This is a genomic window from Pseudoalteromonas sp. S327 (assembly GCF_005886415.1).
Taxonomy (GTDB): domain Bacteria; phylum Pseudomonadota; class Gammaproteobacteria; order Enterobacterales; family Alteromonadaceae; genus Pseudoalteromonas; species Pseudoalteromonas atlantica.
This window is the reverse complement of the sequence record NZ_PNDP01000003.1, coordinates 56,674-68,948: the sequence shown is the minus strand read 5'-3', so window position 1 is coordinate 68,948 and position 12,275 is coordinate 56,674. Positions and strand designations below refer to the sequence as shown.

Annotated in this window: 10 protein-coding genes; all 10 read left to right on the top strand. The window is 38.3% G+C overall.

Going from position 1 to position 12,275, the window contains the following annotated elements:
- Window positions 1-138 precede the first annotated feature (138 nt).
- The 10 genes from tssA to CWB60_RS01855 all read left to right on the top strand — a co-directional run bounded on the left by tssA (window position 139) and on the right by CWB60_RS01855 (window position 12,256).
- Window positions 139-1,251 carry a type VI secretion system protein TssA gene (gene tssA / locus CWB60_RS01900; protein WP_096042741.1) on the top strand — a complete coding sequence of 371 codons (1,113 nt, stop codon included), beginning with the start codon at window positions 139-141 and terminating at the stop codon, window positions 1,249-1,251.
- A 16-nt stretch (window positions 1,252-1,267) separates the two neighbouring features.
- Window positions 1,268-1,771, top strand: a complete 504-nt coding sequence (tssB, locus tag CWB60_RS01895; RefSeq protein ID WP_055015750.1) for a type VI secretion system contractile sheath small subunit — start codon at window positions 1,268-1,270, stop codon at window positions 1,769-1,771.
- Window positions 1,768-3,258, top strand: coding sequence for a type VI secretion system contractile sheath large subunit (tssC, locus tag CWB60_RS01890; RefSeq protein WP_055015749.1), 1,491 nt, complete (start codon window positions 1,768-1,770; stop codon window positions 3,256-3,258). The genes tssB and tssC (CWB60_RS01890) overlap by 4 nt, the downstream gene beginning before the upstream one ends.
- A 36-nt stretch (window positions 3,259-3,294) precedes the next feature.
- A complete protein-coding gene (gene tssC / locus CWB60_RS01885) occupies window positions 3,295-4,821 on the top strand; it encodes a type VI secretion system contractile sheath large subunit (RefSeq protein ID WP_138576596.1) in 1,527 nt (508 codons plus the stop codon).
- A gap of 2 nt (window positions 4,822-4,823) precedes the next feature.
- Window positions 4,824-5,600, top strand: coding sequence for a type VI secretion system accessory protein TagJ (locus CWB60_RS01880; protein WP_096042743.1), 777 nt, complete (start codon window positions 4,824-4,826; stop codon window positions 5,598-5,600).
- A gap of 17 nt (window positions 5,601-5,617) precedes the next feature.
- Window positions 5,618-6,103 (top strand): type VI secretion system baseplate subunit TssE, encoded by a 486-nt coding sequence (tssE, locus tag CWB60_RS01875; RefSeq protein WP_138576594.1) that lies wholly within the window; start codon window positions 5,618-5,620, stop codon window positions 6,101-6,103.
- A complete protein-coding gene (gene tssF, locus CWB60_RS01870; RefSeq protein ID WP_138576591.1) occupies window positions 6,100-7,926 on the top strand; it encodes a type VI secretion system baseplate subunit TssF in 1,827 nt (608 codons plus the stop codon). The genes tssE and tssF overlap by 4 nt, the downstream gene beginning before the upstream one ends.
- Entirely contained in the window at window positions 7,923-8,912 is a 990-nt protein-coding gene (gene tssG / locus CWB60_RS01865; protein WP_096042746.1) for a type VI secretion system baseplate subunit TssG, read from the top strand. Before tssF ends, tssG begins: the two co-directional genes overlap by 4 nt.
- Before the next feature lie 22 nt (window positions 8,913-8,934).
- Window positions 8,935-11,538: a type VI secretion system ATPase TssH gene (gene tssH / locus CWB60_RS01860; protein WP_138576589.1), complete on the top strand. Its 2,604-nt coding sequence runs from the start codon at window positions 8,935-8,937 to the stop codon at window positions 11,536-11,538.
- Between the two features lie 238 nt (window positions 11,539-11,776).
- The gene (locus tag CWB60_RS01855) at window positions 11,777-12,256 is read left to right on the top strand and encodes an Hcp family type VI secretion system effector (protein WP_055015742.1); all 480 of its coding nucleotides are present in this window, start codon (window positions 11,777-11,779) and stop codon (window positions 12,254-12,256) included.
- Window positions 12,257-12,275 lie beyond the last annotated feature (19 nt).

The window sequence follows — 12,275 nt, the reverse complement described above, 5'->3', positions numbered from 1 at the left end:
TATTTTAATTATTTTTATAAAAACAACAATTAAGATTTAAACTCAATTGTAACTGGGCTTGTATTTTAATATAAAGAATGTAATATGAAATCCACTCCGCTTTATTGGAGTTTTATGGATAATTATTAGGACGACGGAATGTTTGTATTTGAAGAGTATATTTCCCCTATTTCTGAAACTGAAATCGCAGGCTTAGACCCGCGCTCGGATGTTTCTCCTACGTCGACTTATTACGCCTTAAAAGATTTAAGAAACCAACTTCGTGCCGCAGAAAGAAACGCGCTAGTAGACGAGGAGGGTATTTCATCACTTGCCCGCGACTGGTTACCTTTATTAGAACAATGCAGCAACGCGCTAAAAACAGAAAGCAAAGATATTGAGTATTTAGCGTGGTTTATTGAAGCCCTTTGTCGAATTCATGGTTTTAAAGGACTTGCTTTTGGCTTTAAAGTGGCCAGCCAATTATTAGATAATTATTTTGACGCGCTATATCCCTCCCTTGATGCAGACGATGAAATTTCAGACAAAGTATCAGCGCTTGGCGGATTGAATGGTTCCGCAGGTGAGGGGACTCTGATTATCCCCATTAAAAGCATACTTTTAACCGACAGTGTTAGCTTAGACCCTTTTACATTTTGGGAGTATCAGCAAGGCTATGATATTTCGAGGCTTAATGATGACAAAAGAGAGAAAAAGCTAGCACAGGGCGCGGTTGATTTTGAATTAATCGAAAAAAGTGCTGCAGAGACAAGTACAGAATTTTTTGTAACATTAAAACAAGATATTGAAGAGGCGATTTCTGAGTTTGCCCAGCTTAGTGACGTGATGGATAAAGTGACGGGGCAACCGCAACCTACCTCAAATATTAAACAAGCGCTTGAGGTAAGTTTGGCGGCTGTTAACCATATTGCTGCAGACAAACTTGTTGCAGCTGAACAGGCGTTGATATCAGAGCAAACACAAGAGCAACTCACTCAAAACGGTGAAGAGCAGGATGCAGTTGAGGCGCCTAAAAAGGCCATTAGCCAAGCAATTGATTCACGTGAGAATGCAATAAATAAGCTTAAAGAAATAGCGGCGTTTTTTAGAAAAACCGAACCGCATTCTCCAATGTCTTACACGATAGAACAAGTGATTCGATGGAGCGAATTATCGCTGCCTGAATTATTAAATGAATTGATAACAGATAGTGATGCTAGGACCGGGTACTTTAAGTTGTCTGGCATTAAGATCAGCGAAACTGAAACATAAGTAAAAGGAGTTCTCTATGAGTATCCATGATAAATTAAAACGAGTACGTAAGCCTCGCGTTCACATCACCTATGATGTAGAAACTGAGGGTGCAGCAGTAAAAAAAGAATTACCATTTGTTGTTGGTGTAATGGGGGATTTCTCAGGAGATAACACTGAAGTTTTAAAGCCATTAAAAGATAGACGTTTCATTCAGATTGATCGTGATAATTTTGATGATGTTTTGAAGCGTATGAGTCCTTCATTAAATTTAGTTGTTGAAAACACTTTAAGTGAAGATGACTCTCAATTTAATGTTAGTCTTAACTTTAAATCGATTGAAGATTTTGAGCCTGCGGCTGTTGTGAATCAGGTTGAACCATTGCGTAAACTAATGGAAACGCGTAATAAATTACGCGATCTAATGACTAAGATTGACCGTTCAGAAGAGCTAGAAAATGTTTTAGAAGAAGTATTAAGTAATACTTCGAACCTTGATTCTATCGCTAAGGAACTTAAGCTAGAGGAGACTGAAAAATGAGTGCAGAGCAACTAAGTACTGAATTAGAGTCAACAGCTGAGGCAAGTTCATCGTTATTGGAGCAAGCAATTGGTGCTACTAAGCAAACTGATGCAAGTCGCGCAGAAGAGCTTCTTAAAACGTTAACTGAAGAGGCATTAAAAGGCACAGTTCAATGGAATAAAAACATGACTGTGACATTTAATGAAGCAATTCAATTAATTGATCAAAAAATATCAAAACAGCTTAGTGTTGTCATGCATAGCGATGAGTTTCAAAAGCTAGAAGGTTCTTGGCGTGGGTTACACCACCTTGTAATGAATTCTGAAACGAGCTCAACGCTTAAAATTCGTGTTTTAAACATGAAGAAAAAAGAATTGCATAAAGATTTGAGTAAAGCAGTTGAGTTTGACCAAAGCCAAACATTTAAAAAGATTTACGAATCTGAGTTTGGTACACCAGGCGGAGAACCTTATGGCACAATTGTGGGCGACTATGAATTTACTAACCACCCAGAAGATGTTGAAACGTTAAGCTTAATGTCGAACGTGGCAGCGGCTGGTTTCTGTCCATTTATTGCAGCTTCGTCACCTTCTTTATTCGGCTTTGATAACTGGGAAGAGTTAACTAAACCTCGAGATTTAGAAAAAGTGTTTGAATCATTAGAGTACACAAAGTGGCGCTCGTTCAGAGACAGCGATGATTCACGTTTTGTATCGTTAACTATGCCTCGCTTCTTATCACGTTTACCTTATGGTGCAGCTTCTAAACCTGTAGAAGAGTTTAACTATGAAGAGTTTGAAGTTGAACCAAAAGCAGGGCGCTCAGTAAGTACCGAAAATAGTGACTACTGCTGGAGTAATGCAGCTTACGCAATGGCCACTAATATGACCAAGGCGTTTTCACAATACGGTTTTTGTACTGCGATTCGTGGTGCTGAGGGTGGCGGTAAAGTTGAAGGCTTACCAACGCATATTTTCACAAGTGATGATGGTGATCCGGATCTTAAATGCCCAACGGAAATTGGCATAACAGATCGTCGTGAAGCAGAGCTTAGTAAACTTGGTTTCTTACCTTTATGTCACTACAAGAATACTGATTACGCTGTTTTCTTTGGTGGGCAAAGCTGTCAAAAACCACAAGTATATTCAACGCCTGATGCAACAGCTAATGCTGCAATTTCAGCACGCTTACCTTATTTAATGGCCACATCTCGTTTTGCACATTACTTAAAAGTGATGGCGCGTGATAAAATTGGTAGCTTTATGGAAGCAGAAGATGTTGAGTCATGGCTAAACCGTTGGATTTTATCATACGTAAATGCGACAGAGGGTGGTGGTCAAGATATCAGAGCACGCTACCCGTTAGCCGATGCGAAAGTATCAGTTAAAGAAATACCAGGTCAGCCAGGTGCTTATAACGCAGTGGCATGGTTAAGACCTTGGCTACAAATGGAAGAACTTACTTCTTCATTACGCCTTGTAGCTAAAATTCCAGAGATTGGTTAATTAGCCAATCTTTAGCGTTAAGGATAATGCAGTAAAATGAATCACGAAGAGTTTTCATTTATAAATCAAAACTACGCTTTTCATCAAAAGTCGCAGTCTAGAATTAGCGATAATGATGCTTTATTAGAGCGTTTTCTATATGAAAAAAACTTAGATAAGGCACTGTTATTGTGGCTTGAAGGCTCTTCTGATTCTCCCATTTCTTGGAGCAAAGAATCGCTTGGTCCTTATTTACAAAGAATAATTGTAGAACTTGACCAACTAATTTCTCAGCAACTAAATAATATAATTCACCACACGCGATTTCAAAAGTTAGAAGCAAGCTGGCGGAGTTTATATTGGTTAACCCTTCAAACAGAGCAATTTGACAAAGAAAATAAAGTAAAAATAAAGGTACTAAACTGTGATTGGGCAACCCTCTCTAAAGATGTCAATAAAGCAATAGATTTCGACCAAAGTTACTTTTTTCAATTACTTTATCAAAGTGAATTTGATAGCGCCGGTGGCGAGCCTTTTGGTGTGGTAATTGGCGACTACGAAATTAGTAATATGCCCTCTAATGGCACTATTTATAACGACATTGATACTATTAAAGAAATCTCGCGCACTGCAGCTGCTGCATTCTCACCATTTATATGTTCAGCGTCTCCAAACCTTTTTGGCGCAGATAACTTTTCTGATCTAGGGTACTACGCAGATTTATTCAATCAATTTGAGCAACCTGAATATGTAAAATGGCAAAGCTTTAGATCAATGGAAGAGGCACGCTTTGTTGGTTTAACGTTACCGCACGTTTTAGTCAGAGCACCTTACACTAACGATGGTAAACGCCATCAAGATTTTTACTTTAAAGAACAAATTAAAAGCCCCGAAACAGATATGTTATGGGGTAACGCTGCATTTCAGTTTGTATCAACAATAATTAGAGCCTATTGCGATAGTGGTTGGTTTGGGCATATTAGAGGTATTGAGCCAGGAAAAGTGTCAAAAGGACTAGTTACAGGGCTTGCAAAAGATAGTTTTGCAAACGATACCTACCAAAAAGAGGCAAAACCGCCACTCGATTTATTGGTGACTAGCAAATTTGAAAAGCAGTTTTCTGAACTTGGATTTATCCCAGCATCATCAGTTACTAACTCAGAGCACATCGTTTTTTATAGCAACGCATCGGTACAAAAAGCAAATAATTACGAATCCAGCGCAGCTAATATTAATGCGCGCCTTTCATCTATGTTGCAATACATTTTATGTGTTTCACGCTTTGCACATTATTTAAAAATATTAGCACGCGATAGAGTGGGCTCTTACATAAATGCTCATGCATGCGAGCGTGATTTACAAGCGTGGATAAATAACTATACAACCGCATCAGACTCTGCATCAGAGCAAATCAGAAGTAAATACCCACTGAGCAATGCGCGCATTAAAGTAAGTGAAAACAAAGCAAATCCGGGTCATTTTTTTTCTGTTTTACAATTACAACCCCATTTTCAATTAGATCAAATGGTCTCGAGCATTAAATTAATAACAGAGCTCAGTCCTCATCACAAAATAAAGGAATAACCATGAAGAAAATACACAGCTTAATCCGCGAGGGAAAATTAACTGAAGCACTTAGCCTATGTGCTGCAGAGCTTCAAGATGAGCCTTTAAATTTTGATATCAGAAGTAGCTACGCTGAGCTACTTTGTATAAATGGTGAGCTTGAAAAAGCTGATAAACAACTCGACTTTATGGTTCAAAAGAATCCTGAGTTTGCTGTCGGTGCTGTAAATCTTAGACATTTGATCCGTGCTCAGCAATCACGAATAGACTTTTACAAAGGTAAAGGGATCCCTAAATTATTTCATGATGCTGATGAGATAGACACATTGTTTTTAAAAATGCATGTGGCATTGTTAGATGGTGAAATAGACGAAGCCGCTGAGCTTTCTGCACAAATGGAAACCTTAAGAGTAAGTTCGTTAAATGATGCAGAGTCTGTGGCACGCGACTTGGACGATACATTAAATCCTTATTTAGAAGTTCTAGGCACAAATGGTGAATTTTACTTGGCAAATTTTGATGAAATTGAGTCGTTAAAGGTAGAGCCTGTAAGTTCAGTATTAGAAAGTATTTGGCTACGTGTTGAAATAACGATTAAAGAAGGCCCTTCAGGTACAGCACACTTACCCCTTGTCTATGCCAATGCTGAATCGGACCTTGAAAAATTAGGTCAGGTCTCTGATTGGGTTGAACTCAAAGATGAATTCATTATTGGTAAAGGCATGAAAATGCTATTTATTAATGATGAGGCGATCACAATTCCTAATTTAAAAGTTAATGCTGTAGAAGCAGCATAATTTATATTTGAGCAAAAATGATAGAACATAAGCAGCAGCTTCAGGCATCAATTTTAGACAGGCTCATTGATGATGAACCTGACTTTCAAGATGCACCATCGCGTACAGAGGGGATCACAATAAGTGAGCTACGTAAAAGTGTGCGAAGAGATATAGAAGCACTGCTTAACGCCCGAATCCAGTGGCATACGTGGCCTACACAATATAGTGAGCTTTCAACGTCGTGTTTATCGTACGGTTTACCCGATTTTTCAAGTATGTCGGTCAGTTCTCACGAAGGTCGAGCACTGCTATGCGAGACAGTTAGAAACACTATTTTAAAATTTGAGCCACGATTTTTAGAAGTTGAAGTATTTACTGATGAAGAAGTACCGGTTAATCGCGTTTTAAACTTGCGTATTAATGCGCTTTTATACGCTGATCCTGAGCCAGAATTTATAAGCTTTGATTCTGAGGTAGAGCCCGTAAATTTAGGTATGAAGATTATTGAGGCATCATTATGAACGATGGATTATTAAAATATTACAATCGTGAATTAGCATTTGTGCGTCATTTAGGTAAAGACTTTGCTGAGAAATACCCAAAAGTAGCTGGGCGTTTAAAGCTTAGTGAAGATCATGTTGAAGACCCTCATGTATCACGGCTTATTGAATCGTTTGCATTTTTAACAGCCAATATTAGACAAAAGCTAGATGACAGTTTTCCTGAATTAACGGATGCTTTATTAGGGCAGATGCTACCAGATTATCAAGCACCTATCCCTTCTATGTCGATTGTAAAATTAGAAGCCGAAAACCTTTCAACCGCGGGTGTTGTCATCCCAAGAGCAAGTGAAGTTGAAACTAACGTTGATTCTATGAAGCAATGTAAGTTTCAAACCTGTTACGAAACCTACCTTTGGCCCATTGAAATCACTAAAGCCCAGTTTGATAACAGCCCTTTTGTAGCGCCTAAGCCGCGTTGGCATGAAAAGGCAAAGTCTATATTTAAGTTAGAGCTAACCGGTGAATACAAGGGCGTTTCGCTTGCAGAAACTGGTTTAGAAAAACTTCGCGTATATATAAACGGGCAGTGGCACCATACTCTTAAAGTGTACGAACTGTTATTCAAACACAGCATTGGTATAGCCATAGATAATGGCGTAGAAGGCATTAAATACTTATCAAAAAACCAATTAAAAGCGGTCGGGTTTGAAACACACGAAGCGGTTGTGCCTTACTCTCAGCGCTCTGCTGCCGGTTATCGTTTATTGGTCGAAAACTTTACTTTTCCTGAGAAGTTTCGTTTTTTTGAACTTGAAGGTATACGCGGCGCATTACCTAAAAACGCCAACAAATGTGATATCTATATATACCTTGATACTGAGTCAAGTGAGCTTGAGAAACAGGTTGATGAGGATATGTTTTTACTCGGGTGCACGCCAATAATTAACTTATTTGAACAAGAACTTGAGCCAATTCGCCCTGAGATAAGTGAATACGAGTATCAACTTGCACCGCGTTATATGGACTCAGAAATTTCTGAAGTGATTGGTATTTCAGAGGTTATAGCGTTTGATCACAAAGGTAATAAACAAGTCGTTGCGCCATTTTATGGTCAAACTCATCCAAATTATCAAGGTCACGAAGACCTATTTTGGCATATAAGAAGAGAAACAGCGTCGTGGGCGGGCGGTTATGTAGAGTCTGGCACCGAGACATTTATGTCATTGGTAGATGCTAAATTTGAAAACAGCGCTATGGAATATGGTGAAGGTAACTCTGTACTCACTGTACGCGCACAGTGTAGCAACCGTAATTTACCTGCAAGTATGCCATTTGGCGATGATGAGCTTGGATTACTGATGCCAGAGCGCGGCGATGTAATTAAAAAAATTCGTTGTTTAGCACCTTTTACACATGCAGTTAGACCCGTATTAGCCGATGCAACGCGCTGGCAGCTTGTTAATCATTTAACACTCGATACGTTTAGCGGTGAAGATGCGTGTAATAAATTAAAAGAAGTACTTCGTCTATATGACTTTAGAGCATCGCCTCAAACCAAAGGGCTAATAGATAATATATATCGCGTTAGTATTGAGCCTGCAACCGCGCGTGTTATTCAAAAAGGCAGGGTAAGTTTTGTAACTGGCAGCGAAATAGAAATTACTTTTGCTAACGATGATTTTTCGGGCAGTGGCATGTTCTTTTTTGCCGCAGTGTTGGATCATTTCTTTGCTCAGTTTGCCGCTATAAATAGTTACACACGTTTGAGCTTGCGTTTAAAAGAGCAAGAGCAAATATATTATCAGTGGCCTGCGCGCGTAGGTGACAGACCACTATTATGATAAAGCAACTGATCGCCCAAGCTTCTCAAGTCGATTTTTATAAAGCGGTTTTCATAATTGAAAACCAGCTTAAAAAGCGTGGCTTTGATTATCGCCACGTTGGCTACGATAGCAACCCAAAACAAGAATTAATAAAATTTACGGCAACACAAAAGTTTGGCTACCCGGGAAATTCAATTACTAAGCTTGAAGAAGCTGGTTTTGAAGATGGCTTGCATAAAGTAAATATACAGGTGTCATTTATGGGGTTAACTGGCTGCTCTGGTGCATTACCGCAATTTTATAGCGAACTGGTTATGCAAAGGCTGCGCTATAAAGACACAACCATGCGCGATTTTTATGACATGTTTAACCATCGCCTGATTTCTTTGTATTACCGAGCTTGGAAAAAATATAAACCTTCACTAAATCATATAAATAACGACAAAAAAAAAGACCCGTATACTCAAATGTTGGGGCTATTAAGTGGTGGGTATAATGAACATCAGTTGCACTTTTCAGGTTTGTACAGCCGAAAAATTCGCAATGCTTTTGACTTACAAAGTGTGCTTGGTTCTTATCTTGGCTGTGAAGTAAAAATAAATCAGATGGTTGGTCAGTGGTATGAGCTAAAGTTGCAAGAACAAACGGCTTTAGCTAGTCAAGTTATGTATGAGGGTCAACATGCGCGGCTCGGGGTTGATTCAGTGATAGGTAAGCAGGTATGGGATGTGTCTTCTAGCATAGAAGTGCATATAAAACCCAATAAGCCTTGCAAAGTCAAACAACTTTTACCAAGGGGTGAGTTGTTTCAATTGGCAAAAAAAATCACAAAAGATTATATAGGAAACTCTATTCAGTTTCGTTTAATAATTGAAGCTGATTTTACATGTTTAGATACAGCCCAGCTTTTAGAGGATAAAGCCCAACTTGGAATTAATTCTTTTTTAGCAGTACAAAATAACAAATCAAAATCTAACCCTACTAAGTTATCGTTTAAGGGATAATTAAAATTAAAAGGAACACTGTATGTCTTCGATGACACTCAATAAATTAGTTGAAAAACTAAGCCCTGATTGCAGAAAAAGCCTAGAGGCGGCGGTTGCAATTTGTAATAGCAGAAGCCACTTTACAGTGGAGCTTGAACACTGGTTACTTGCCATGATTGAGCAACAACTAGATGATGTTAGACTTATTTTTGGCTCTTTTGACATTGATATTGAAAAAGTAAAACAAGACTTAAATCAATCTTTAGAAGCGTTTAAAACCGGTAGTGAGTCATCACCTAGTTTATCTGTACATGTTACTAGCTTATTAAAGCAATCTTGGTTAAGTACCAGTATTGAGTTTACAGATAATCACATTCGCAGTGCCTACGTTATTTATACGCTTGTAAAAGACGATACCTTATCTAGCTTAGTAACCCGTTGCAGTAAGTTATTTAATAAAATAGAGCCAGGGCAGTTGCTTCATGCGTGGCCAGAAATAGTTGCTCAATCGCAAGAGCGTAATCATTCAGTACAAAACACGGCTAGCCAATCGGCTACAAACTCTAAAACCCCGAGCCTTGACCAATTTACTGTTGATTTAACTGCTCAAGCAAAAGCCGGAAAAATAGATCCTATTTTAGGACGCGACTTCGAAATTCGCCAGATGGTTGATATTTTGACCAGACGCCGTCAAAACAACCCTATTTTAACCGGTGAAGCGGGTGTAGGTAAAACAGCCGTAGTTGAAGGCTTAGCTTTAAGAATTGCACAAAAAGATGTACCGTCCGTGCTGCAGAATGTAAAAATTCACAGCTTAGATTTAGCACTATTACAAGCTGGCGCAGGTATGAAAGGCGAGTTTGAAAATCGTCTTAAATCATTAATTAACGAAGTAAAAAATTCAGTTAACCCGGTTATTTTATTTATTGATGAAGCTCATACAATGATTGGTAGCGGTGGAGCCGCAGGCCAAAACGATGCTGCTAACTTATTAAAACCAGCACTTGCTCGCGGCGAACTTAGAACCATTGCTGCTACAACGTGGGCTGAATATAAAAAGTTTTTTGAAAAAGATGCTGCTCTAACACGCCGCTTCCAAGTGGTAAAAGTAGAAGAGCCAACGCCAGAAAAAGCAGTGGCTATGTTACGTGGTTTAGTGCCCGTAATGGAAAAACACCACAAAGTATTTATTTCTGAACAAGCACTCGAAAGTGCAGTGCACTTATCGCATCGCTATATTACGGCAAGGCAACTACCCGATAAAGCGGTGGCATTATTAGATACTGCCTGCGCGCGGGTGGCAATGAGCCAAGCCTCTACACCAAACACTATAGAGCAACTTGTAAATCGATTAAGCGAAATAGAAACACAAGTGCAGATGCTACACCGTGAACAGAAAACAGGTTTAGATCATTCAGTGCAGCTAGACACACTTAAAACTGAACTTGTAACTATTGAAGAGCAGTTAGCGCCATTAACAGAGCAATTTAAAGTAGAAAAAGAAATTGTTGCTGAGCTTAATAAGGCGCTCGAGTCTATTAACTCAGATCAAGAAAATTCATCAGATGAAATTTTAGCCAATCTTAAGCAGAGTAAAGAAAAGTTAACTGCTTTTGAACATAATATGGTTCATTGGCAAGTGGATGAAGAGCTTATTGCACAGGTTATATCAGATTGGACTGGCATACCTGTAGGTAAAATGCACGAAGATGAAATACATGGCATTTTAAACCTTGCACAGCAAATGAAAAAACGTGTTGTAGGGCAAGACCATGGGTTAGATTTAATCGCTAAGGTAGTGCAAACATCTCGCGCCCAACTAGCAGATGAAAGCCGACCTAACGGTATTTTTATGTTGGCAGGTCCAAGTGGTGTAGGTAAAACCGAGACTGCACTTTCGCTTGCACAAGAAGTGTATGGCAGTGAAGAAAATGTCACCATTATTAATATGTCTGAGTTCAAAGAAGAGCATAAAGTATCACTACTGCTTGGTTCACCTCCTGGGTATGTAGGTTATGGCGAAGGTGGCATATTAACCGAAGCCGTAAGAAGAAAACCATACAGCGTAGTGCTGCTTGATGAAATGGAAAAAGCACATCCTGGTGTGCAAGATATTTTTTATCAAGTATTTGATAAAGGTACAATAAAAGACGGTGAAGGTCGAGATATCGACTTCAAAAATACAATTATAATTATGACCTCAAATGTGGGTACTGATACCACCATGAGCTTATTTGAAGACGAAGAAAGTAAGCCAAGTATTAAAGGCTTATTAAAAGCATTACAAGATGATTTACTCGCTTCATTTAAGCCTGCTTTTTTAGGTCGTATTAATGTAATTCCGTACATCCCACTAAGTGACGATATCCTTTCAGAAATTGCCTCATTACAAATAGCAAAAATTGTTCAACGCGTTAACAAGCATTACGATGCTGAGCTTAAATATGAAAATGACGTAATAGAATATATAATTGATAATTGCCAAAATGCAGGGTCCGGTGCTAGGAACATACACACTATTTTGCAAAATAAATTATTACCATTATTATCTGAAGTTTTACTTTCTAGTATGATTGATGATAAAAAAATAAATAGTATAAAGTTGGCTGTAAAAGATAATGAATTTAATATTGAGTTAAATTAAAGTTTATTTAAATTAACTTTGTATTAAGGTTGTTTCTTTGATTTTAGGGTATTATAATTTTGTTGCCTTAATTCACTACATGGAATTTTTGAGACATTGTCTTCATCTAAGGAAAGGAATCTGAAGGCCTTTTCATTGCTGTATTAAAGATAATGATTTCAAAGGAATTTTTGGGAAACCAAAGTAAATAATCCAGTCTAAATGGATAACATTGTTTAATTAAAAGGAGCATTATCAAATGCAAGCAAATACATATTTAAAATACGGTCCAATCAAAGGCGAAACTACGGCTGAGTCTTTCAAAGATTTAATCACAGTATTATCTTTAGATTGGAATGTAAGCCGTGAAATTAGTGCAGCAACTGGTACAGCAATGGACCGTGAGTCTAGCTCTACTCGTCTTGGCGATGTAACTATCACTAAACTTCAAGATAAAGCATCTCCGGATCTTTTCAAAGAAGCAACTATTGGTAAAGGCCTTCCAGCTATTTTCCATATCACTAAGCAAGGTGATAAAGTTGAAGAAATCATGAAAATCGAACTTACAGATGCAATGATTTCTAGCTACTCTGTATCAGTTCAAAACGATCGTCCTATTGAAACAATCACTATCAGCTACACAGAAATGATGATGACTGTTACTCCAACAGACGACAAAAATAACATTACTGCTCCACTTGTATACGGTTACAGCGGTGTTAAAGGTCAACAAATGTAATTTTTGTTACCTTATAATG

Bases quoted from the DNA above. Each gene is read 5' to 3' on its own strand.
- tssA (WP_096042741.1), top strand. From the start codon at position 139: ATGTTTGTATTTGAAGAGTATATTTCCCCTATTTCTGAAACTGAAATC.
- tssB (WP_055015750.1), top strand. From the start codon at position 1,268: ATGAGTATCCATGATAAATTAAAACGAGTACGTAAGCCTCGCGTTCAC.
- tssC (WP_055015749.1), top strand. From the start codon at position 1,768: ATGAGTGCAGAGCAACTAAGTACTGAATTAGAGTCAACAGCTGAGGCA.
- tssC (WP_138576596.1), top strand. From the start codon at position 3,295: ATGAATCACGAAGAGTTTTCATTTATAAATCAAAACTACGCTTTTCAT.
- CWB60_RS01880 (WP_096042743.1), top strand. From the start codon at position 4,824: ATGAAGAAAATACACAGCTTAATCCGCGAGGGAAAATTAACTGAAGCA.
- tssE (WP_138576594.1), top strand. From the start codon at position 5,618: ATGATAGAACATAAGCAGCAGCTTCAGGCATCAATTTTAGACAGGCTC.
- tssF (WP_138576591.1), top strand. From the start codon at position 6,100: ATGAACGATGGATTATTAAAATATTACAATCGTGAATTAGCATTTGTG.
- tssG (WP_096042746.1), top strand. From the start codon at position 7,923: ATGATAAAGCAACTGATCGCCCAAGCTTCTCAAGTCGATTTTTATAAA.
- tssH (WP_138576589.1), top strand. From the start codon at position 8,935: ATGTCTTCGATGACACTCAATAAATTAGTTGAAAAACTAAGCCCTGAT.
- CWB60_RS01855 (WP_055015742.1), top strand. From the start codon at position 11,777: ATGCAAGCAAATACATATTTAAAATACGGTCCAATCAAAGGCGAAACT.